Source organism: Pseudomonas sp. FP453 (assembly GCF_030687495.1).
Taxonomy (GTDB): domain Bacteria; phylum Pseudomonadota; class Gammaproteobacteria; order Pseudomonadales; family Pseudomonadaceae; genus Aquipseudomonas.
Genome location: NZ_CP117435.1, coordinates 391,580 through 415,096, shown reverse-complemented (window position 1 = coordinate 415,096; position 23,517 = coordinate 391,580). Strand labels below are relative to the sequence as shown.

At 60.9% G+C, this 23,517-nt stretch carries 17 protein-coding genes; 5 read left to right on the top strand and 12 right to left on the bottom strand.

All coding sequences use genetic code 11. The features are described from left to right. Window positions 1–21 precede the first annotated feature (21 nt). The 4 genes from PSH87_RS01815 to hutC all read right to left on the bottom strand — a co-directional run bounded on the left by PSH87_RS01815 (window position 22) and on the right by hutC (window position 4,960). Entirely contained in the window at window positions 22–1,467 is a 1,446-nt protein-coding gene (locus tag PSH87_RS01815; RefSeq protein ID WP_124525415.1) for a cytosine permease, read from the bottom strand. Window positions 1,468–1,616: 149 nt separating this feature from the next. Continuing rightward, on the bottom strand, window positions 1,617–3,287 hold the full coding sequence (gene hutU, locus PSH87_RS01810) for a urocanate hydratase (RefSeq protein WP_305432261.1): 1,671 nt from the start codon (window positions 3,285–3,287) through the stop codon (window positions 1,617–1,619). Between the two features lie 405 nt (window positions 3,288–3,692). Beyond that, window positions 3,693–4,253: a HutD family protein gene (locus tag PSH87_RS01805; protein WP_017738809.1), complete on the bottom strand. Its 561-nt coding sequence runs from the start codon at window positions 4,251–4,253 to the stop codon at window positions 3,693–3,695. Beyond that, on the bottom strand, window positions 4,250–4,960 hold the full coding sequence (gene hutC / locus PSH87_RS01800; RefSeq protein ID WP_017738808.1) for a histidine utilization repressor: 711 nt from the start codon (window positions 4,958–4,960) through the stop codon (window positions 4,250–4,252). The genes PSH87_RS01805 and hutC overlap by 4 nt, the downstream gene beginning before the upstream one ends. Before the next feature lie 147 nt (window positions 4,961–5,107). On the opposite strand from hutC, the gene PSH87_RS01795 reads away from it, so the two are divergent. Further along, window positions 5,108–6,472, top strand: a complete 1,365-nt coding sequence (locus tag PSH87_RS01795; protein WP_305432258.1) for a formimidoylglutamate deiminase — start codon at window positions 5,108–5,110, stop codon at window positions 6,470–6,472. A 129-nt stretch (window positions 6,473–6,601) separates the two neighbouring features. On the opposite strand, the gene PSH87_RS01790 is transcribed toward PSH87_RS01795, so the two are convergent. Then, window positions 6,602–7,171 carry a lipocalin family protein gene (locus tag PSH87_RS01790; protein WP_017734862.1) on the bottom strand — a complete coding sequence of 190 codons (570 nt, stop codon included), beginning with the start codon at window positions 7,169–7,171 and terminating at the stop codon, window positions 6,602–6,604. A gap of 30 nt (window positions 7,172–7,201) precedes the next feature. Then, window positions 7,202–7,456, bottom strand: coding sequence for a hypothetical protein (locus PSH87_RS01785; RefSeq protein WP_017734861.1), 255 nt, complete (start codon window positions 7,454–7,456; stop codon window positions 7,202–7,204). 167 nt (window positions 7,457–7,623) lie between these two features. Between PSH87_RS01785 and PSH87_RS01780 the strand changes: the two genes are divergently transcribed. Beyond that, window positions 7,624–7,806, top strand: coding sequence for a hypothetical protein (locus PSH87_RS01780; protein WP_305432256.1), 183 nt, complete (start codon window positions 7,624–7,626; stop codon window positions 7,804–7,806). Window positions 7,807–7,875: 69 nt separating this feature from the next. Here PSH87_RS01780 and PSH87_RS01775 read toward each other — a convergent pair whose 3' ends face one another. The 4 genes from PSH87_RS01775 to PSH87_RS01760 form a co-directional block, all read right to left on the bottom strand. Then, window positions 7,876–8,886, bottom strand: coding sequence for a class 1 fructose-bisphosphatase (locus PSH87_RS01775; protein ID WP_305432255.1), 1,011 nt, complete (start codon window positions 8,884–8,886; stop codon window positions 7,876–7,878). 96 nt (window positions 8,887–8,982) lie between these two features. Beyond that, window positions 8,983–10,332: a DUF3999 domain-containing protein gene (locus tag PSH87_RS01770; protein ID WP_305432254.1), complete on the bottom strand. Its 1,350-nt coding sequence runs from the start codon at window positions 10,330–10,332 to the stop codon at window positions 8,983–8,985. Next, window positions 10,332–13,829, bottom strand: a complete 3,498-nt coding sequence (locus PSH87_RS01765) for a DUF2339 domain-containing protein (RefSeq protein WP_305432252.1) — start codon at window positions 13,827–13,829, stop codon at window positions 10,332–10,334. The genes PSH87_RS01770 and PSH87_RS01765 overlap by 1 nt, the downstream gene beginning before the upstream one ends. Before the next feature lie 197 nt (window positions 13,830–14,026). Beyond that, on the bottom strand, window positions 14,027–16,477 hold the full coding sequence (locus PSH87_RS01760; RefSeq protein ID WP_305432250.1) for a glycogen/starch/alpha-glucan phosphorylase: 2,451 nt from the start codon (window positions 16,475–16,477) through the stop codon (window positions 14,027–14,029). Between the two features lie 240 nt (window positions 16,478–16,717). On the opposite strand from PSH87_RS01760, the gene PSH87_RS01755 reads away from it, so the two are divergent. Continuing rightward, window positions 16,718–17,152 (top strand): YkgJ family cysteine cluster protein, encoded by a 435-nt coding sequence (locus tag PSH87_RS01755; RefSeq protein WP_017734855.1) that lies wholly within the window; start codon window positions 16,718–16,720, stop codon window positions 17,150–17,152. A gap of 193 nt (window positions 17,153–17,345) precedes the next feature. On the opposite strand, the gene typA is transcribed toward PSH87_RS01755, so the two are convergent. After that, complete coding sequence (gene typA, locus PSH87_RS01750) at window positions 17,346–19,166, bottom strand: translational GTPase TypA (RefSeq protein WP_305432249.1); 1,821 nt, start codon at window positions 19,164–19,166, stop codon at window positions 17,346–17,348. Window positions 19,167–19,305: 139 nt separating this feature from the next. Continuing rightward, complete coding sequence (gene thiI, locus PSH87_RS01745; protein ID WP_305432248.1) at window positions 19,306–20,760, bottom strand: tRNA uracil 4-sulfurtransferase ThiI; 1,455 nt, start codon at window positions 20,758–20,760, stop codon at window positions 19,306–19,308. Window positions 20,761–21,094: 334 nt separating this feature from the next. Here thiI and glnA point away from each other — a divergent pair, with 334 nt between their 5' ends. Then, window positions 21,095–22,501, top strand: coding sequence for a glutamate--ammonia ligase (glnA, locus tag PSH87_RS01740; RefSeq protein WP_017734852.1), 1,407 nt, complete (start codon window positions 21,095–21,097; stop codon window positions 22,499–22,501). A gap of 245 nt (window positions 22,502–22,746) precedes the next feature. Continuing rightward, window positions 22,747–23,334, top strand: coding sequence for a hypothetical protein (locus tag PSH87_RS01735; protein WP_305432247.1), 588 nt, complete (start codon window positions 22,747–22,749; stop codon window positions 23,332–23,334). Window positions 23,335–23,517: the final 183 nt, after the last annotated feature.

Here is a 23,517-nt window from a genome sequence, read left to right as displayed (position 1 = left end):
TCCTGCCCTGTCCACGTCCCATCAGGCTTGTGCCGCCAGCCCGGTTGTTGTTGGTACAGCGCCCTGCTCTGTTGGCAGGATCAGTTGAGCGGGCACGCTGCCGTGCCATTTTTTCGCACACACGTAGTACAGGGCGGCGGGCAGTACCAGGCCGATGATCCAGGAAATATCCACATCGCCCAGGGCGGCCACCAAGGGGCCGGTGTAGAACTTGGTGGAGATGAACGGCAACTGCACCAACACACCGAACACATACACGCTGATACCCAGCAGGTTCCAGCGGCCGTAACGACCGTTCGGGTCGGCCAGCGCGGGCACGTCATAGCGGTCGCGGGTGATGCAGTAGTAGTCCACCAGGTTGATCGCGCTCCAGGGCGTGAAAAACGCCAGCAGGAACAAGATGAACGACTTGAACGCCCCGAGGAACGAGTGCTGGCCGAGCAACGCAATCAGGGTCGCCGTGCCGACAATGGCCAGCACGAACACCAGGCGCTGCATGCGCGTCACTTCCATGCGCCCGCGAAAACCGCTGACGATGGTGGCGATGCACATGAAGCTGCCGTAGGAGTTCAGCGTGGAGATGGTCACCTTGCCAAACGCGATGCTGAAATACAGCAGCGCAGCGGTCGCGCCGGTGCCGCTCAAGCCGACGATGTAGGCCACTTCGTGACCGGCGAATTGCCCGTTGGACATGGCCGCGGCAAACACGCCGAGCACCATCGCCACCTGGGCGCCGATCACCGAACCCGCACCCGCCGCGAGAAAGGTTTTCACCGACGACGTGCTGCTCGGCAGGTAGCGCGAGTAGTCCGCCACGTACGGGCCGAAGGCGATCTGCCAGGACGCCGCAAGCGACACCGCCAGCAGGAAACTGCTCCAGCTGAAGTGGCGGATTTGCAGGAGCGCGCCTACGTCGGTCTGGCTCATCAGGCGGCTGAACAGGTACACAAAGGCAATCACGCCGATGACGCTGGCGACACGGCCGATGAAGTGGATCACCCGGTAGCCGAGCACTGTGACCAGCACGATGACGCTGGCAAAAATCAGGATGCCGACGCTGTCGCTGACGCCAAACAACTGGCCCAGCGCCTGGCCGGACAACACCGTGCCCGTCGCGGTGAACCCGAGGTACATCAAGCACACCAGCACAATCGGAATGGCCGCGCCATACACCCCAAACTGCACCCGGCTGGAAATCATCTGCGGCAAGCCCAACTTGGGCCCTTGCGCCGCATGCAACGCCATCACCCCACCGCCCAGCAGTTGGCCGATGAACAGACCGATCAACGACCAGAACACATCACCGCCCAACACCACGGCCAAGGCCCCGGTGACAATCGCGGTGATTTGCAGGTTGGCGCCCATCCACAGGGTGAACTGGCTAAATAGACGACCGTGTCTTTCCGCTTCCGGGATGTAGTCGATCGAACGTTTCTCGATCAACGGGGTGGTGTCATTTGCAGCCATGTCGGTTCAACCTCTGGTGGATTGTTCTGTGTGCACATTGCTTTTCTGTGGGAGCTGGCTTGCCTGCGATGCGGGCGACTCGGTCTGTCAGTAGAACCGAGGTGATGCCATCGCAGGCAAGCCAGCTCCCACAGGAACCGAGCCAGCCGTTACTTGACCATTGGCAGGTTGAGGCCCTGCTCCTTGGCGCAGTCGATAGCGATCTGGTACCCGGCATCGGCGTGACGCATCACCCCAGTCGCCGGGTCGTTGTGCAGCACGCGGGCAATGCGCTCAGCCGCTTCGTCGGTACCGTCGCAGACGATCACCATGCCGGAGTGCTGGGAGAAGCCCATGCCGACACCACCACCGTGGTGCAGCGACACCCAGGTCGCGCCGCTCGCGGTGTTGAGCAAGGCGTTGAGCAGCGGCCAGTCGGACACGGCGTCGGAGCCATCCTGCATGGCTTCGGTTTCACGGTTCGGGCTGGACACCGAGCCGGAGTCGAGGTGGTCACGGCCGATCACCACCGGCGCCGACAGCTCGCCGCTGCGCACCATTTCGTTGAACGCCAGGCCGAGCTTGGCGCGCTGGCCCAGGCCAACCCAGCAGATACGCGCCGGCAGGCCCTGGAAGCTGATGCGCTCGCGCGCCATGTCCAGCCAGTTGTGCAGGTGGGCGTCGTCGGGAATCAGCTCTTTGACTTTGGCGTCGGTCTTGTAGATGTCCTGCGGGTCGCCGGACAGTGCGGCCCAGCGGAACGGGCCGATGCCACGGCAGAACAGCGGGCGGATGTAGGCCGGCACGAAACCCGGGAAATCGAAGGCATTTTCCACGCCTTCTTCCTGGGCCATCTGACGGATGTTGTTACCGTAGTCGAAGGTCGGGATGCCTTGCTTCTGGAAGTCCAGCATGGCTTTGACGTGTACGGCCATCGACTGCTTGGCGGCCTTGATTACAGCGGCGGGCTCGGTCTTGGCACGGGCACGGTATTCGTCCCAGGTCCAGCCGGCGGGCAGGTAGCCGTTGAGCGGGTCGTGGGCGCTGGTCTGGTCGGTGACCATGTCCGGACGCACGCCGCGCTTGACCAGTTCCGGCAGGATTTCGGCGGCGTTACCCAGCAGGGCGATGGAGATGGCCTTGCCTTCCTTGGTGTATTTGGCGATGCGCGCAAGGGCGTCGTCGAGGTCAGTGGCTTGCTCGTCAACGTAGCGGCTGGCCAGGCGGAAATCGATGCTGACCTGCTGGCATTCAATGTTCAGCGAGCATGCGCCGGCCAGGGTGGCGGCCAATGGCTGCGCGCCGCCCATGCCGCCGAGGCCGGCGGTGAGTACCCAACGCCCGGTCAGATCGCTGTTGTAATGTTGGCGACCGGCTTCGACGAAGGTTTCATAGGTGCCTTGGACGATGCCCTGGCTGCCGATGTAGATCCAGCTGCCGGCGGTCATCTGGCCGTACATGGCCAGGCCCTTGGCATCCAGCTCGTTGAAGTGTTCCCAGCTGGCCCAGTGCGGCACCAGGTTGGAGTTGGCGATCAGTACGCGCGGGGCGTTGCTGTGGGTCTTGAACACGCCGACCGGCTTGCCGGATTGCACCAGCAGGGTTTCGTCGTCATTCAGGTTGGTGAGGCTTTCGACGATCTGGTCGTAGCACTCCCAGTTGCGCGCCGCGCGGCCGATACCGCCGTACACCACCAGTTCTTTCGGGTTTTCGGCCACTTGTGGGTCGAGGTTGTTCATCAGCATGCGCAGCGGCGCTTCAGTCAGCCAGCTTTTGGCGGTGAGCTTGTTACCGTGGGCGGCGCGGATTTCTACGTCACGGTATTTAGTAGGCTTGGTCACAACTCAGACTCCTCAGCGATCGATGCGCATACTTGATTGGTGCGATGTGGACTCTTACGCACACATCTTTACTTGTACATACAAGCATATGCAATCAAGCGGCCAACTTGTTGAGGGGGCTGTTGGGATTTTTGGGGAAAGGGCGTGCAGGGCTTGGAAATTAAGGCTTCCAGGCTTGATGAAATTTCTTACGGGGGAGTTTTGTCGCGGGGGATGTTTGTTGCGTCGGCATGGCTTTGCGCCATGCTGGGGCGTTCGGTAACAAGTTGGTGCGCCGGTTGGAAACAGATCGAATGAACAGTGGGAAACAACTGTGGGAGCTGGCTTGCCTGCGATGGCGGTGTGTCAGTCAGTACATCTGCTACTAAAACACCGCTATCGCAGGCAAGCCAGCTCCCACAGTTTTTAACCGCGTGCGGTCAGTTCGATCACACAACTGCGGCCGGCTACGGAGATATCCAGCAGGCCAGTGTTACCGTCCACTTGCAGGCAGTCGTGATGGCCGAGCTTCTCGCCCAGCACCTTCACCTCATCCGCCACGCTGAACACCAACACCGTCTGCGCCGTGGTGAAAAACCGCTGCTGACCATCAATCCACTGCAACCGTGCGTGGTAGCGTTCTGGCGAATAGATCAGGTTGAAATCGCGAATCGGCCCGGTGATCAAACGACACGCCACCTGGCTGTCACCCTTGAACGCGAACGGTTGCAGCGGTAACAACCCGCGCTGTTCCTCGCCATCCACGGTCAACACCATGCCCGCGCCCTGGATCACGGTGATCACGCGCTGGTAGCCGGCAAAGGTCGAGAAGCCGCCCGACTCAGCGATATCGGCAATCGACAGGCGCCAGCCAAAACCATCCAGGCCGCTGCCGGCGTCACGGGTGATTTCTTCGGTGCTGCCGCCGCCGTTTTTCCACGGCATGCGCACGTAGTCAGTGGCGCGCCAGACTTTCACTGCACTCATTTACTGAAACGTCCTTCCAGGCTGTGACGGGAACCGGGGTGGATCAACCGCGCGGCGGTCACCGGTTGGCGACCGGACCAGGTGCGGCGGCGAATCAACAGGCACGGCTCGCTGGGTTCGATTTGCAGCAGCTTGCACTCGGCGGCGTCGGCGAGGATCGCCTCCACCACGTGTTCGCCTTCGGTCAGCGGCGCAACCTGGTTCAAATAGGCATATGGGGTTTGCTGGGTGAAATCCTGTTGCAGGTATTCCGGCGCGACCAGGGCGTTGACGAAACGGTCTTCGATTTGCACGGGAATATCGTTTTCGAAGTGCACGATCAACGAATGGAACACCCGCCCGCCTTCGCGCATTTCCAGGGCGACGGCGCGTTCGGAACCGGCGGCCTCTTCGCCCAGGTGGATAACCTGGCACGTATGCCGATGACCGCGGGAGGCGATCTCATCGGCAATGTTGTGCACTTCGAACAGCGCCGACTGGCTCTTGGGCTCGGCGACAAAGGTGCCGACGCCTTGCATGCGCACCAGCAACCCTTCGGCGGTGAGCTCGCGCAGGGCGCGGTTGATGGTCATGCGGCTGAAGCCCAGTTGGCTGACCAGCTCGCTTTCCGACGGCACGCGGTAATGGGGCGGCCAGTTGCCGTTGAGAATCTGCTGGCTGATCATCTGTTTGACGCGGGCGTACAAGGGCGCCGGACTTTCGTCCATGTGGGCAGCCAGCGAAGACTTGGCAGGCGGAGTCGGCACAGGGAATCCTTGCAGGGGAAAAAGATGCATAGATTGCCGGAGTTTACCGAGCAGGCAAACGTCTGTATATGTATATACAAATAAACACACGACCGGGGTGCCTTGATCATGTCCGCTTTCTTTGCCGAACGCGCACTGCTGCCTAATGGATGGGCCAATGATGTACGTCTTGAAGTCAGCGCCGACGGCTTGCTGACACAGGTTGCGGCCAATGCCAGTGCAGAGGGCGCCGAACGGCTGAGAGGCCCGGTGTTGGCGGGCATGCCGAACCTGCATTCCCATGCATTCCAGCGCGCCATGGCCGGTTTGGCCGAAGTGGCGGGCAACCCGAATGACAGTTTCTGGACCTGGCGCGACCTGATGTACCGCATGGTCGGCAAGATCAGCCCGGAACAATTGCAGGTGATCGCGCGTCAGCTGTATATCGAGATGCTCAAGGCCGGCTACACCTCGGTGGCCGAATTTCACTACGTGCACCATGACGTCAGCGGCCAGCCCTATGCCGATCGCACCGAGCTGTCGCGGCAGATCAGCCAGGCAGCGGCCAGCAGCGGGATCGGTTTGACCCTGTTGCCGGTGCTCTACACCCACTCCGGGTTTGGTGGGCAAGCGCCGAACGAGGGCCAGCGCCGGTTTATCAACAGCACGGAAAACTACCTGGACCTGCAAGCGCACCTCAAGCCGATCCTCGCCGCGCAACCGGCGCAAGCGCTGGGCCTGTGCTTCCACTCCCTGCGCGCGGTCACGCCGCAACAGATCAGCGCAGTGCTGGCGGCCAGCGACAAGGCTTGCCCGGTGCATATCCACATCGCCGAACAGCAAAAGGAAGTCGACGACTGCCTGGCCTGGAGCGGCAAGCGCCCGCTGCAATGGCTGTATGACAATGTTGAAGTGGATGAGCGCTGGTGCCTGGTGCATGCCACCCACGCCGACGGGGATGAAGTCACGCGCATGGCCAAGAGCCGGGCGATTGCGGGGTTGTGCCTGACCACCGAGGCGAACCTGGGCGATGGGATTTTCCCGGCGGTGGATTTCCTCGCACAGGGCGGGCGCATGGGGATTGGGTCCGACAGCCATGTGTCGTTGAGCGTGGTCGAGGAGTTGCGTTGGTTGGAATACGGGCAGCGCCTGCGGGACCAGCGGCGCAATCGTCTGTATCGCAGTGATCAACCGATGGTCGGGCGGACGCTGTTTGATGCGGCGCTGGACGGCGGCGCGCAGGCGCTGGGGCAGCCGATTGGTCGGTTGGAAGTGGGTAAACGTGCGGACTGGATTGTGCTGGATGGCAATGATCCGTACCTGGCGACGGCTAGCGAGGATGGGATTCTGAATCGCTGGTTGTTTGCCGGTGGGGATCGGCAGGTGCGGGATGTGTTGGTGAATGGGAAGTGGGTGGTGCGGGATGGGCATCATGCCGGCGAAGAAGACAGCAATCGCGCATTCACCCAAGTTCTAAAGAACTTACTCGGCTAAACCTGTGGGAGCTGGCTTGTGTGGGAGCTGGCTTGCCTGCGATGCAGGCACCTCGGTGTTTCAGGCATACCGAGGTGATGCCATCGCAGGCAAGCCAGCTCCCACACTTAGATTCGCATTGATTCAGGGTTACTGCGAAGTCTTCGCCATCTGCTTGTCCGACGTACGCCAGATCAACCGCGTGGTGTCATACCCCTGCTGTCGCGCCCGGCTCAGCAGGTCTTCGCGGGTGTCCGCATTGACCGTCGGCGTACGCGACAGGATCCACATGTAGCGCCGGCTCGGGCTGCCCACAATCGCGGTCTTGTAGTCATCGCTGACATACAGCACCCAGTAATCGCCCTTGGCGACGCCCGGCAGCAACGACGTAAACCAGTTGTTGAATTCCACCCAGAGCTTGTCGGTCTTGCCCGGCACTTGCGGCGTGGCCGTGCCTTTGGCTTCTTCCCACTTCCATTCAGTCGTCAGGCAGCGGTTGAACACCGACATGTCGCCATCCGGCAACAGGGTGTAACGGGCTTCGGACTGCGCGCAGTTGCGCTGGAAGTACATCGGCAATCGCGCCAACTCATACCAGGTGCCCTGGTAACGCTTGAGGTTGACGTTGCTCGCGGTCTTGGGTTGCAGATCATCGCCAGAATGGCTGGCGCAGCCTGCCAAAAACAGGCTGGCGCAAAGGTATAAAACAAAACGCATCATTCTTCTTCTCCCGCAGGCTCGCGCCCCGGTTTACTTCAGGCCTTGCCCGGAAAACATCAGAACCTTGTCACCGGCATATTGCACGCTGATAAAGCTGGTTTTATCGCCCCAGGTGCAGCTGGACATGCCCAGTGCGCCGGAACAATCGGTCGGCTTACCCAACAGCGACTCCACCTCGGCCTTGGCCATGCCAGCCGACAGCTTTGCGTAGTTTTCTTGGTTGACCTTGCTGCAAGCGGCCAACAGCACGCAAAAAGTCAGCAGGGCGAGACGGCGTAACGACATGGAAAAACTCCTGGAGGGACGAAGCAGCATGGGGGTCTGCCAGAAGCTTAGAAGGGAAAAGGGGTTTCTGGTTCCCGATGTAGGGGGGTATTTATTTTTTCTACTCGAAGATCTCCACATACTGCCAAAATCAAGCCGCTCTCCTCGCCATACAGGGGTTTACGCTCATGAGTGAAGACAGGAAAACGGCAGAAGCAGCCCAAGAAACACAAGCCTTGCTAGCGCTCCTAGCCTCGGGCAACCGCGAAATAGAACTGGGGCACTACGAAGATATGGAAGAAGTATTCAAAGAGTTGGACCAGAACCATCCGCCAGACAGTTACCCAAGCAGAGAAGCCCCAAAACGCTGAAACGCTTTGGGGCTTCTCTGGTTACCGCAAAATCTGTAGTGAGCGGGCTTACCCCGCTCACTAAAAAGATTAGGCCTTGTGATACGCCGTCACACGCTCAACTTCTTCCTTCGAACCCAGGAACACCGCCACACGCTGGTGCAGGCCTTCCGGCTGGATGTCGAGGATGCGCTGGTGGCCGTCGGTGGACGCGCCGCCCGCTTGCTCAACCAGGAACGACATCGGGTTGGCTTCGTACATCAGGCGCAGCTTGCCCGGCTTGGACGGCTCGCGGCTGTCGCGTGGGTACATGAACAGGCCACCACGGGTCAGGATGCGGTGCACGTCGGCAACCATCGCGGCCACCCAGCGCATGTTGAAGTTTTTCTTCAGCGGGCCTTCTTCGCCAGCCATCAGTTCGCCAACGTAGCGGGTTACGGGTTCTTCCCAGTGGCGCTGGTTGGACATGTTGATCGCGAATTCCTGGGTAGCGGCAGGAATGGTGATGTCTTCGTGGGTCAGCACGAAGCTGCCCATCTCGCGGTCCAGGGTGAAGCCCTTGACGCCGTCGCCCAGGGTCAGCACCAGCATGGTCTGTGGGCCGTAGATCGCGTAGCCGGCAGCAACCTGCTGGGTGCCTGGCTGCAGGAAGGCCTTTTCGTTCAGCGGCTCGTTCTGGCTCAGGTATTCGTTCGGGCAACGCAGTACCGAGAAGATGGTGCCAACCGGGGCGTTGATGTCGATGTTGGACGAACCGTCCAGTGGGTCGAACACCAGCAGGTACGCGCCTTTCGGGTATTTGCCCGGGATCTGGTAGGCATTGTCCATTTCTTCGGACGCCATGCCGGCCAGGTGACCGCCCCATTCGTTGGCTTCGAGCAGGATCTCGTTGGAGATCACGTCGAGTTTCTTCTGCACTTCACCCTGCACGTTTTCAGTGCCCATGCTGCCCAGGACACCACCCAAGGCGCCTTTGGAGACGGCGTGGCTGATTTCCTTGCAAGCACGCGCCACCACTTCGATAAGGAAGCGCAGATCGGCAGGCGTGTTGTTGCTGCGGGTCTGCTCGATCAAATAGCGACTCAAGGTAACGCGGGACATGTAAGGCTCCGAAGAATGGGGGGCTTGAAAACCCGCGCAGTTTAACGCGAGTCGGGGCTTATTTCCTCTAATCAGAGGATTTAACGCCAATAGAGTTCACGGTTTGGCCTGGGGCTTGCGCAACAAACTGTAGGCCATGCCTCCCAGCGCTGCCACACCGAGCAGGAGCACGGCCCACAGGCCGAGCTTCTTCCAGTCGGCAGCGGCTTGCGGCGCAGCGGCAACGGCGACTGTTTTGACCACAACCTCCCCCGCTACCTTCGCCTGCCCCAGCGCCTTGAAGCGCTCGGCACTGTAGTCCGGGATCAGCGTGGTCAACGGCAGGTTCGCCGCCTTCACCGACGCGTTGCCCAGCGCCAGGGTAAACGGCGGCTCACCTCGCGCCAGGAACACCAACTGCGTGGCGCGCACCGCAAAGCGCAGGGCCGGTGCCTCGACGCCCAGGCCGCCGCCGCGTTCGTCCACCTGCAACTTGAGCTCAGTCACGACCTGACCCGGCAACGGCAACTCATCCTGCACCACGTCCTGGCCGTTCTGGGTCAGGCGGTAGAGCAAACCGTTGCTCAACGGTTGCCAGGCCTGCTGGCTGTCGCGCCGCCCGGACAAGGTCACCGGCGCCAAGGTATTGGGTTGGTTCAACTCGACACGCAAGCGCTCGATATTCAGCCCGGTCGGCAACTGCCAGCTGTATTCCCCCGCCTTGAGCCGCGTGCCCGCCAACGGCTGCGACCACACCAGCGGCATTGGCAGGCTGCTGCTGGTGGCGCTGACCAGCTTGGCCGAGGTCAACTGCGGCGCCGCCTGGCCTTGCCACACCAGGCGCAGGTAACGCGCCGCCCGCCCCGGCAGGTTCACGTCATGCTGCTCGACCCGCTCGTCGGCAAACGACAGGCGCGCCACTTGCCCGTCGCCCCAAGGCGTCCAGTGCTGCAAATCATCGCTGGCCTCGATGCTGAAACGCTGGAAACCATCACGCTCGCGGCTCCAGTCCAGGCTCAGTTGCTGCAACGGCGCCTTGATCGCGCTGGCGTCCAGCACCCAGCCGCGCAACACCTGCTGCGCCTGCGGCGTGGAGGGGCGGATTTCCAGCAATGTGCCCTCGCTGGTGGATTTCATCACCACGCCCGGCAAGGCTTCATGGGTGTCGGCGGCGTACAGCGGGAACCACTTCACGTCCGCCACATTGCGGCTTTCGCTGCGCTGCGAAGCTTGGCGGGACAGCGCGTAGGCCTGCGGTTCCCCGGCAGCGTTGAACACCCGCACGTCGCTGAGATCCGCCTGCCGCGCGCGCAATTGCACCGCCAACGGCAACTCCAGGCGATACCAGGGACCGGCGCCGCTCACCGCCAGCGGCACCTGGACCGCAAAGTCGGCCGGCGTTTCCTGGGCGAAGGCCGCCGCACACAGCAGCCACAACGCCAACCCACTCAGACTCAACTTGCCCATCAAGACGATGCTCCCTCGGTTTCCACACGCTTGGGCGGCAGCGGCGCAAAGTAGCCCACCACCAGCAACAAGCCGCCCACGCCGATAAACGACACGATCCGCGCCAGCCCGCCACGGTTGCTCAATTCGACAAAAAACAGCTTGGCCACCACCAGCGCAATCAGCGCCGCGCCGATCAGCCACACTTCGCGACGATGGCGCAGGTGGCCGCCGATCATCAGGCCCAGGGCGATCAACGTCCACACGATCGACAGGCCGGCCTGCACCAGCATCGATTCGAGCAACGCATCCAACTGGAACGGCACACCGCCCCAATGATGCGCGGCGCGCATCACCAACGCGGTAAAGAACGCAAACAGCGAGATGCCCGCCACACCCTGGCCGATCAACGCCACGCGCGGCCCACGCTCCGGCGCGGCACTGCGCGACCACAGGTAGATGCCCAGCAACGCGAACAGCAAACCCAGATCCAGCGCGTTGAGCAGCGGCACATAAGGCAGCGGCTCGGCCGTGCCATCGCTGAACATGTTCGCCAACCAGAACCAACCGAGCATCAGCACCGCCAACGGCAGCGCGGCGAGCACGCGGTATTCCCGTGGATACGCGGCCACCGGCCACGGCCAATTGCGCGGCGCAGCGGCCAGCACCAGGTACAGGCTGGGCAGAATCGCCCAGCCGAGCCAGCGCCAGGCGTTGTACTGATCCGACAGCAGCAACAGGCCGTAACGCAGTTCCAGCGCAAGCACGCCGATCAGCATCCAGCAGCCCAACACGTGGGCCGCGCTCAGCACCTTGCCGGGCACCGTGGAAGCCAAGCGCCGCAACGAGATGAAATGCACGGCGAACACCGCCAGCCAGGCCAGCCAGCCAAACTGCGCCGCCGGGTGGTAATAGGCGTGGGTCGACACCAGCAACACCACGCCCGCCGCCGGCATCAGCAAGGTGCAGAGCATGCCCAGCGACGCCCAGTTCAGGCGGGCGGCCAACAGCGTCCAGATCGCTACGCTCACGGCCGCGATTGCCAACAGCAATGCGCCTTGCAGTTCGCGCGGGACAAAACGCAGCACTTCGCCGATCAACGCCAACGCCCACCACGCCGCGCCCCAGACCAGCAGCAGGTCGGACAGGCGTTGCAGTTTCAGCACGCTAAACACCGGCGCATGGGGTTGACGCTGCAAGCGCCAGGCGCCGACCAGTGCGGCCAGGCCCAGCACCAACGGCGTCCAGAAACCGCTGTGGGCAAAGGGTCGCAAGCCTTCGCTGGTCAGCGGCCCCAGCAGTTCCGGCACCGACAACAGGAATGAACCGCCGCCGATCAGTTGCAGCAGCAAACCGAACACAAAGCTGACGCGCTGTTGCAGGTACAGGCTCAGCCAGATGATCAACAGCCCACTGGCCGCCCACACGCCGCTGGCGCTTTGCCACGGCAGCACGAACAGCACCGCGAGGTTGATCAGCACCAAGCCCGCCAGCAGCACCACCGACAGCCCGCGCAGCAAGCGCACATCGCCGCGCACCATGTCGTCGCGCGCCGCCAGCAGCATGCCGCCGATCAAGGCCAGGCCGATCAGCGACGCGGTGAGCAAGCCACTCCAGCCCGCACTGAACACCGCCGCGCCTTCACCGCCTTGCAAGCGCAGGAGGAACAACGCGCCGCCCAGCAACTGCACGGCGAACGCGGTGAAGAGGAAGGTGCGCGAGCCGATGCGCAGGCCGACAAACAGCGTCGCCAGACCGGCGATGGCCCAACTGATGGCGGTGCCTTGGGTCTGCAACAACAACGGCGCCAGCAGGTACAAAAAGCCCAGGCCAAGGCTCGCCAGCACCGGCAGGCCTTTGCGCTCCCAGTCCGCCGCCTGTTCGTTCGGTGCCTTGCGCAATTGATCGAAGCTGAACAGCAGCGCCGCGCCGAGCAGCAAAGCACCCAAAGGTGCACCGTCGAGCAAGGTGTGTTCGCCAACGCGTAACTCGCTGAGGAACGCCAACGCCGAGCCCACTTGCAGCAGCAAGCCGAAGGCCCGCGCCAATGGCCGCTGCTGACGCAAGCCAAGCCAGAAGATCCCGGCGCCTTCCACGGCCCAGGCGGCAGCGGTCCAGCGCGCATCGAGGCCCAAGGGAATCGCCAGGCTGGCAAAGATCACACCCAGTGCCAGACAGGTTTCAGCCAACAACAACGCGCGGCCACCACTGAGCAGTCGCGCCAGCCCCATGTAGATAATGCCCAGGCCCAGCGCACTGAACGCGGCGGCAAACTCAAGGTGCTGCACCAGCGCGAACTGCAAGCCAAAGCCCACCAGCGGTGGGCCGAACAGCAGGCTGCCGTCGACATAATCGCCCTTGGCAGCCGACCAGCGCAGCAACGCATCACGGCCTTCAGGCGCGCCCCCCATCTCCAACAACTTGCGCCGGGCAAACAACAGGCCGATGGCCAGGTACATCAGGAAAAACAGGATCAGGAACGGCTCGGTGCTCCACAGCAGTTCCGGCGTGTAGGAGCGCAGGCCCCAGGCGAAGCCGATGCCGAAGGTGCCGACAAAGCCGATCAGGTTGAGCAGGCGCCACGCCTTGAACCAGGCGATGGCGAGGATGCCGGCGTTGAGCAAGGCGAAGTAACTGAACAACGCCACATGGTTGCCGGCGCCAGTGGACGTGAGGATCGGCGCCGCGAAACCGCCGAGCGCGGCGGCACAGGCCAGGCCCAAGGCGTCCTGGGTAATCGCCAGGATCGCCGAGAACACCGTGACCGCCACCAGCAAGCCCAGCGCCGCACCGGGATCGATCAGCGGATGCAGGCGCATCGCCGCGAAGACCGTGAGGTACAGCACCGCGATCCCGGTGCCTTGCAGCATCAGGCCGTAGTTGCTGTTGCGCAGGCGCAGCCACCAGCCCAGGCCCAACAGGGCGATGGCAGCGGCGGCGACACCGGCGTAGCGCAGTTCAATCGGCACCACCATGCCTTCGGTGGCATAACGCAGCAAGAACGCCAGGCCGAGGAACAACAGCACCACGCCCACACGCAATACGGTGTTGCCGCCAAACAACCAATTACGCGCACCGCTGATGGCGCGTTCGATCAGGTTGGGGCCACGGGGGATTGCCGGTTCTTTTTCCGGGCGTGGCGTTGGGGCCCAGGCGTCTTCCGGCAGTGGCCGGCTCGTTTCGGCAACCACGGCGACGGGTGCCAATTCGGCCGGCAGCTCCCAGACAAGTTCGGGCGCCTTGGCCACGGGGGTTGGCTCGGGGATTGGGGGTTCGACGATGGCGCTGCTTGGCGGCGCGGGCACTTCCAGTTGCCGCAGGCGTTCACCCAGGGCGATCAGCGCCTTTTGCGTGGTTTCCAGCTGGGTTCCCTGCTTGTCTGCCTGGGCCGACAGTTGCGTGAGGCGGATCGCCTGGCCAATACCCAAGCCCAGCAGCGCACCGATGCCGGCGTCACTGAACGACTCGTCGAGTGTCCAGCCGAGCGCGAGGCCAATCAGCATGAAAATCCATTGCATGGTCGATAATCCCTAGGCAAACCGAGGCCTAGTATATCGACGCAAGCGCAATGTGGGAGAAGGCTTATGTGGACTTATGTGGGAGCGGGCTTGCCCGCGATTGCGGTGTGCCAGTCGACATATTGGTTAACTGACACACCGTAATCGCGGGCAAGCCCGCTCCCACAAGAGCCTGTTCCCACAGGGTGTTGCGGGGTTTAGTCGAGGGCTTTCCAGATTTCGGTGGCGTATTCGCGGATGGTCCGGTCGGAGCTGAACCAGCCCATCCGCGCCGTATTGAGCACCGCCGAGCGCCACCACGCCTTGGAATCGTGCCAATGCGCTTCGACCCGCGCCTGGGCGTCCCAGTAGGAATCGAAGTCGGCACACACCAGGAAACGGTCGTAATCGACCAACCCGTCGATCAAGCCCACATAACGCCCCGGATCATCCGGCGAGAACACCCCGCCACGGATCGCTTGCAGCACATCGTTGAGGCGATGGGACGCGGCGATATCGGGCCCGGCGTTGAATTCACCGGCATGTTTACGCGCTTCAACCTGCTGCGCGCTGAGGCCGAAGATAAACATGTGCTCGGCGCCGACGCGCTCGTGCATCTCCACGTTGGCGCCGTCCATGGTGCCGATGGTCAGCGCGCCGTTGAGGCCGAACTTCATGTTGCTGGTGCCCGAGGCTTCAAAGCCGGCGGTGGAGATCTGCTCCGACAAGTCCGCCGCCGGGATGATGCTTTCCGCCAGGCTGACGTTGTAGTTGGGCAGGAACACCACCTTGAGCAGGCCGCGCACGGTGGGGTCGTTGTTGACGGTGCGGGCGATGTCGTTGGTCAGCTTGATGATCAGCTTGGCCTGGTGATAGCTGGCCGCCGCCTTGCCCGAGAAGATCTTCACCCGTGGCACCCAATCGGTACCCGGCTCGGCGCGGATCGCCTGGTACAGCGCCACGGTGTGCAGCAGGTTGAGCAGTTGGCGCTTGTACTCGTGGATGCGCTTGACCTGCACGTCGAACATCGCCGCCGGGTTGACCGAAATGCCCAGGCGTTCGTGGATGATTTCCGCCAATGCCCTTTTACTGTGCAGGCGTTGCTCGGCGAACTCCTTGCGGAACGCCTGCTTGTCGGCAAACGGTTCCAGCTCGATCAGGCGTTGTTCGGGTTGGTCGAGGATGTCCGGGCCGAGGGCCTCCACCAGCATCTCGGTGAGCTTGGGGTTGGCCTGGTACAGCCAGCGGCGAAAGGTGATGCCGTTGGTTTTGTTGTTGATCCGCTCGGGGTAGAGCTTGTGCAGTTCGGAGAACACTGTGCTGCGCATCAGTTGGGTGTGCAAACCCGACACGCCGTTGACGCTATGGGAGCCGAGGAACGCCAGGTTGCCCATGCGCACGCGGCGGCCGTTGTCTTCTTCGATCAGCGACACGGCGCGCAGCACGTCGAAGTCGTGGATGCCCTTGGCGCGCAGCGAGTCGATGTGCTGGGCGTTGATCAGGTAGATGATCTGCATGTGCCGGGGCAGCATGCGTTCCATCAATCCGACAGGCCAGGTTTCCAAGGCTTCGGGCAGTAGGGTGTGGTTGGTGTAGGACAGGGTTTCAACCGTCACATCCCACGCGGCGTCCCACGGAATATCGTGAAGGTCCACCAATTGGCGCATCAATTCGGCCACGGCGATGGACGGGTGGGTGTCGTTGAGCTGGATCGCCGCGTGTTCGCCCAGGCTGAGGACCGAGCCGTGCATGTTCTTGTGGCGGCGCAGCAGGTCTTGCAGCGACGCGGCGACAAAGAAGTATTCCTGGCGCAGGCGCAGTTCCTGCCCTGCTTCGGTGCTGTCGGCCGGGTAAAGCACGCGGGAGATGCTTTCGGCGCGGGCCACTTCGGCGACGGCGCCGAGGTGGTCACCGGCGTTGAAGCGTTCCAGGTGCAGATCTTCCACGGCGCGGGCACGCCACAGGCGCAGGGTGTTGACGCTGGCACCGCGCCAGCCGACCACCGGGGTGTCATAAGCAATGGCGCGTACGGTTTCGCTGGGGGTCCAGCGCTGGACCATCTTTCCTGACTCATCCTCCAGTGTTTCGACGCTGCCACCAAAGCCAATCGGGTACACCACTTCCGGCCGTTCGAATTCCCACGGGTTGCCGAAATCCAGCCAGTGTTCGGTCTGTTCCTGTTGCCAGCCATCGACAATCGCCTGGCGGAACAGGCCATGTTCATAACGGATGCCATAACCGTGGCCGGCAATGCCCAGGGTCGACATGCTTTCCATAAAGCACGCCGCCAGACGGCCGAGGCCACCGTTGCCGAGCGCCGCGTCGGGCTCCAGCAGGCGGATGCGCTCCAGGTCCACGCCCAGCTCGGCCAGGGCTTCGCGGGCAATCTCCAGCACGCCGAGGTTGCTCAGGCTGTCGTAGAGCAAGCGGCCGATGAGGAATTCCAGGGAAAGGTAATACACACGCTTCTGGCCTTTGCGGTAGATGCGCCGCGTGTGGTCCATCCAGTGATCGACCATCTGGTCGCGCGCGGCCAGGGCAATGGCTTCGAACCAGTCGTGGTCGAAGGCGTGATCCGGGTCCTTGCCCACCGCGTAGGTGAGTTTGGTCAAGACGGCATCGCGGAATGCGGCTACCTCTGCTTCTCGTGCAAGTGGTTCCTGAGACATCAGATGCGACCTCGGGCGAGATAGAAGGAGTTGCTAGAGCCTAGACGGTCTGACAGACGGTGACCGCTCTGGTTCGGCACTTTTTTAACGCATTTACCTTTGCTGGTTTTTGATGCATTGGCCGTGCCTGCTTTTGCGGCAAGCGCACCTTCTGGCTGAAACCCGCAAAATATTGTTCAAAAAATCACCAATCCCGGTATGATCGCGCGCCCGGATACAGCCCCACCTTTTGGAACCCTGATGAAGCCTCAACTGATCGCCGCCGCGGAACTCGACCGTCTTGAAACGTGGCAGAAATACTCCGCGCACATGTGCGGTGGCTGCGTGTCCAGCTGCTGCACGCTGCCGGTGGAAGTGAAGGTCAAGGACCTGATCCGCATTGGCTTGGTCGATGAATTCGAACTCGGCGACCCGGCGAAGAACATCGCCAAGCGCTTGCAGAAGGAAGGCATCGTCGAGCGCTTCAATTCCAAGTCCGAGATTTTTACCCTGCAGCGCATGAGCAACAACGACTGCCTGTTCCTGGATCGTAAGACGCGCTTCTGCACTATTTATGACAAGCGCCCGGATACCTGCCGCAACCACCCGAAGATCGGGCCGCGCCCGGGGTATTGCGCGTACAAGCCGAAGGAAGTGGTGCGCGAGACCAAGTTCAAGACGCTCGATAAGTTCTGATCCAGATTCTGTAGTGCCCTTTAGGGCCTCATCGCAGGCAAGCCAGCTCCCACATTTTGATTTGTGAACACATTCAAGTGTGGGAGCTGGCTTGCCTGCGATGGGGCCGGTAGAGACAACACACAAACTGCAGGCACAAAAAAACGCCCCCGGCCTTTCGACCGGGGGCGTTTTTCATTCAGCCTGAGTTAACTCAGTTCTTGGCTTTCTTGGCAGCGCGGGTACGCTCGCCTTCGTCCAGGATCTTCTTACGCAGGCGGATCGACTTAGGCGTAACTTCGCACAGCTCGTCGTCCTGGATGAATTCCAGGGCCTGTTCCAGGGTGAAGCGAACAGGTGGAACCAGAGCGATGGTTTCGTCTTTACCCGAAGCACGCATGTTGTCGAGCTTCTTGCCTTTGGTTGGGTTGACGCCCATGTCGGTGTCACGGCTGTTCAGACCAACGATCTGACCGTTGTAGATCTCTTGACCGTGTTCAACGAACAGCTTGCCACGCGCCTGGAGGGTTTCCAGGGAGTAGGTCAGCGCCTTGCCGGTTTCTACCGATACCAGAACGCCGTTCTGACGGCCGGACATTTGACCGGACTTCATCACGTCGTAACGGTCGAAGATCGAGGTCAGGATGCCAGCACCGTTGGTCAGGGTCAGGAACTGGTTACGGAAACCGATCAGACCACGAGCAGGGATGTTGTATTCCAGACGTACACGGCCTTTGGCATCCGGCACCATGTTGGTCAGGTCGCCTTTACGCAGACCCATCTCTTCCATCACCTTGCCCTGGGATTCTTCCGGGGTGTCGATGGTGACGTTTTCGAATGGTTCGTGCTTGTTACCGTCAACAACGCGGATGATCACTTCTGGACGACCAACGCCCATTTCGAAGCCTTCGCGACGCATGGTTTCGATCAGTACGGACAAGTGCAGCTCGCCACGGCCCGATACCTTGAACTTGTCAGCCGAGTCGCCTTCTTCAACGCGCAGTGCAACGTTGTACAGCAGCTCTTTGTCCAGACGTTCCTTGATGTTACGGGAAGTCACGAACTTGCCTTCTTTACCGCAGAAAGGCGAGTCGTTTACCTGGAAGGTCATGGAAACGGTTGGCTCGTCAACGGTCAACGGCTTCATCGCTTCAACGTTCAGCGGGTCGCACAGGGTGTCGGAGATGAACAGCGAGTCCATGCCGCTGATGCAGACGATGTCGCCGGCAGCCGCTTCTTCAACGTCTACACGGTGCAGACCGTGGTGACCCATCAGCTTCAGGATACGACCGTTACGCTTCTTGCCGTCGGCGTCGATAGCCACAACCGGAGTGTTCGGCTTGACGCGACCACGAGCGATACGGCCAACGCCGATAATGCCCAGGAAGCTGTTGTAGTCCAGTGCCGAGATTTGCATCTGGAACGGACCGTCACGGTCAACTTTTGGCGCTGGTACGTTGTCGACGATCGACTGGTACAGCGGGGTCATGTCTTCAGCCATGTCGGTGTGGTCCAGACCGGCAATACCGTTCAGGGCCGAGGCGTAGACGACTTTGAAGTCCAGCTGTTCTTCGGTGGCACCCAGGTTGTCGAACAGGTCGAAGATCTGGTCCAGAACCCAGTCCGGACGCGCGCCTGGACGGTCAACCTTGTTGATCACCACGATTGGACGCAGGCCGGCTTCGAAAGCCTTCTTGGTCACGAAACGGGTTTGCGGCATAGGACCGTCTTGGGCATCAACCAGCAGCAGAACGGAGTCAACCATCGACATTACGCGTTCTACTTCGCCGCCGAAGTCGGCGTGGCCCGGGGTGTCCACGATGTTGATGTGGTAGCCGTTCCAGTTGATGGCGGTGTTTTTCGCCAGGATGGTAATACCGCGCTCTTTTTCCTGGTCGTTGGAGTCCATCACGCGCTCGTCGTTGAGCTCGTTGCGCTCCAGGGTGCCGGATTGACGCAGGAGTTTGTCTACCAGGGTGGTTTTACCATGGTCAACGTGAGCAATGATGGCGATGTTACGTAGATTTTCGATCACTTGTGTATCTCGATCAGAGGATTCGGTGTGCTGACAGGTCGTGGCAGCGATTAACAGTAGAGTCAGGCCTTGCCGTTACAGCTTGACGGCAGAGTCGGGGGGCCGGTGACGCAGGCCACAGGCAAACAGCCCCGGGCTCTTAGCTCGGTCGATAAACGCGCACATTGGCATGCCCCTCACTGAGCAAATGGTGGGCATGCAGGCGACTCATCACGCCTTTGTCGCAATACAGCAGGTACTGACGGCTGTTATCCAGTTCCTTGAAACGCGCGTTCAATGCATAAAACGGCAGCGTTTGTACGTCGATGCCAGCGATTTCCAGCGGCTCATCTTCAGCGGCATCCGGGTGACGGATGTCGATGACGATCTGGCCGGCCAGGGCTTCGCTGACTTCTTCGATCTTGATGTCCTGGCCCAATTCGTCGATCACGCGATCGATCGGCACCAGCTTGGCATTCTCGAGCGCACGCTCCAGAACGGCCATGTCGAACTGTTGTTCTTCGTACTCCACGCGGTTGCGCTTGGCGTGGGTCTTGGGGTTCACCGAGATGACCCCGCAATATTCAGGCATGTGCTTGGCAAAATCCGCCGTGCCGATTTCTTCGGCCAGGTCGATGATGTCCTGCTTGTGACTGGCGATCAGCGGGCGCAAGACCAGCTTCTCGGTGACGCAATCGATCAGCGACAGGTTCGGCAGCGTTTGGCTGGAGACCTGGGAGATGGCTTCACCGGTCACCAGAGCGTCGATCTGCAACTGATCGGCGATCCGCGACGCAGCGCGCAACATCATACGCTTCAATACCACGCCCATATGACTGTTATCGACTTTACCGAGAATTTCTCCCAGCACTTCCTCAAACGGTACGCTTACAAATAGCACGCGTTGGGAGCTGCCGTACTTCTTCCAGATAAAGTGCGCGACTTCCATCACGCCCAATTCGTGTGCACGCCCGCCCAGATTGAAGAAGCAGAAGTGGCTCATCAGGCCACGGCGCATGATCTGGTAGGCCGCCACCGTGGAATCGAAACCGCCGGACATCAAGACCAGGGTCTGTTCCAGGGCGCCCAGCGGGTAGCCGCCGATGCTGTTGTGCTGGCTGTGGATGACAAACAACCGTTGGTCGCGAATTTCCATGCGCACTTCAATTTGCGGCGCTTTCAGGGAAATTCCGGCAGCGCCGCACTCGCGACGCAGCTTGCTGCCGACGTATTTTTCGACGTCCATGGAGCTGAAGGCGTGCTTGCCGGCGCGCTTGCAACGCACCGAAAAGATCTTGCCTTCGATCTCGCTGCCGAAGTGCTGTTTGCACTTCTCGGTGATGTCGTCGAAGTCGCCCAGCGGGTACTCATCCACCTGCAGGAAATGCGCGATGCCCGGCATGCAGCTCAGGCGTTCGGTCATGTCCTTCAAGGCTTTGGCGTCGGTGAGGCGGGTTTCCAGCTCGAGGTTGTCCCACACGCCGTTCACCACCACAGCCGGGTCCAGGTCACGGAGCACGGCACGGATGTTCTTGGCCAACTGACGGATGAAACGCGTCCGTACCGGTCGGCTTTTGATGGTGATCTCGGGGAAGACTTTAACGATTAATTTCATGGAAACAGCGCGCGCCGGGCCTGCTGAAAAAGGGGGGCGCGGATTATAGCGGAAATCGCTCAAGGTTTAACCAGTTAATATGCATTGGACTGTGCGCGCACTAAAGCAGTGCGCTTTCAGGCGGAAGCGCCACATTGCGGTGCGCCATTTTCGAGCTTTTGTCGCATTGCACCTTTATAGGGGCGTTTTTGGACCAAAAAACCCATGTTGGCGCACTGGCATGCAATTTGCTCTCTTGTGAGGCAGGTTGCCATGGCGGACTATCCGCGCCGGCATCACCCACATTCTAAGGGCTAACTCCACTACCCCAGCCCGAAGCCACCCGGAGGACACTATGTCGAAGTCGGTTCAACTCATCAAAGATCATGACGTTAAATGGATTGATCTGCGCTTCACGGACACCAAAGGCACGCAGCACCACGTGACCATGCCGGCTCGTGACGCGCTGGAAGACGACTTCTTCGAAGTCGGCAAGATGTTCGACGGTTCCTCCATCGCTGGCTGGAAAGGCATCGAAGCCTCCGACATGATCCTGCTGCCGGACGACGACTCCGCCGTACTGGACCCGTTCACCGAAGAGCCGACCCTGATCCTGGTCTGCGACATCATCGAACCTTCGACCATGCAAGGCTACGATCGCGACCCGCGCGCCATCGCCCACCGTGCCGAGGAATACCTGAAGACCACCGGTATCGGTGACACCGTTTTCTGCGGTCCAGAGCCTGAGTTCTTCATCTTCGACGAAGTGAAGTTCAAGTCCGACATCTCCGGTTCGATGTTCAAGATTTTCTCCGAGCAAGGCTCGTGGATGTCCGACCAAGACATCGAAGGCGGCAACAAAGGCCACCGTCCAGGCGTCAAAGGCGGCTACTTCCCAGTACCTCCGTTCGACCACGACCACGAAATCCGTACCTCCATGTGCAACGCGCTGGAAGAAATGGGCCAGGTCGTTGAAGTTCACCACCACGAAGTGGCAACTGCTGGCCAGAACGAAATCGGCGTCAAGTTCAACACCCTGGTGAAGAAGGCCGACGAAGTTCAAACCCTGAAATACGTTGTCCACAACGTAGCTGACGCCTACGGCCGCACCGCGACCTTCATGCCTAAGCCTCTGTACGGTGATAACGGTTCGGGCATGCACGTGCACATGTCCATCGCCAAAGATGGCAAGAACACCTTCGCCGGCGAAGGCTATGCCGGCCTGTCGGAAACTGCCCTGTTCTTCATCGGCGGTATCATCAAGCACGGTAAGGCCCTGAACGGCTTCACCAACCCGGCGACCAACTCCTACAAGCGTCTGGTACCAGGTTTCGAAGCACCGGTCATGCTGGCCTACTCGGCCCGTAACCGTTCCGCCTCGATCCGTATTCCTTACGTCAACAGCCCACGTGGCCGTCGTATCGAAGCACGTTTCCCGGACCCGGCTGCCAACCCGTACCTGGCGTTCGCCGCCCTGCTGATGGCTGGCCTGGACGGCATCCAGAACAAGATCCACCCAGGCGACGCCGCCGACAAAAACTTGTACGACCTGCCGCCTGAAGAGGCCAAAGAGATCCCACAAGTGTGCGGCAGCCTGAAAGAAGCCCTGGAAGAGCTGGACAAGGGCCGTGCGTTCCTGACCAAAGGCGGCGTGTTCAGCGACGACTTTATCGATGCCTACATCGCCCTGAAAAGCGAAGAAGAAATCAAGGTCCGCACCTTCGTACACCCACTGGAATACGAGCTGTACTACAGCTGCTGATCCGGTAGCGCTGCTTAACGTGGCGTGACAAAAAAGACCTCCTTCGGGAGGTCTTTTTTTTGCCTGTTTGCCTTGTCCGATCACGCCCCAGTTCAGTGCAGGCCATTTCCGGTCATTTCATAAATTTGCAGAAATATCCGACATACCCCAGACAGCCGATTCGCCAGGATGCAACGACCAGCCGCCACCCTCCTGCGTACTTAGCAATGAATCCCACCTGCAAACGCCTATGCTCACTGATGCTCATGCTCAGCCCGCTGGCCTGCGCACAAGAACGCACGTCCTCCCCAATCAACAACTTCGTGCCCGCCACCTGGATCGTGCAAGCGCCCGAGCCGCGCAGCAAGATTACCAGCGTGCACATCGACGGCATGGCCGCTCACGCTGACGAGACCAGCATTGCGATCCTGCAAGTCGCCTGCTATCGCTCACCTTTGCGCCCGGTCATCTCGCTGTACACCCACACCGATGAACTGCGCTTCAATCCCAGCATTTATGAAGGTAAAAGAACCCGGCCAACAGACCCCCTCAGCCTCACGACAGGTGCGCTTCCCGCCCACACCTATCCCGTAAACGGCTACTACAGCGCAGAACACCCGCAACCGCAGGGTGCACTGTTCAAATTCACCATGCCTGCCAATCGCCGCGAGTTACGCGAGTGGATCAGCGCTGATATGGCCGGCCACCCCATCAAGATAAAACTGCCTTCAGCCGTCCGCGGAGGCACACCGTTGACTGCGGTGTTTTTATTGCCGCACGACAATGGTGGCCTGCGCGAAGTCATCACCCCTTGCCTGAACAACAGAAAGACCCCGCCGAAAAAGCCTTCCTGAATCCAGAACGCCACCGTTGCGTGATCTACCGCCGTACCCTCTGCCAACAAAGCCTTTTTCAGCATTCCTGAACAGACCCGCCAAATACGCACTATATTGGTGCGCAAGACTGCCCCCTTCCCACCCATCAGCCCATTTTGGTTCGAAACTTCCCGGGCAAGCCGGCAGACCGCCACAGATTCG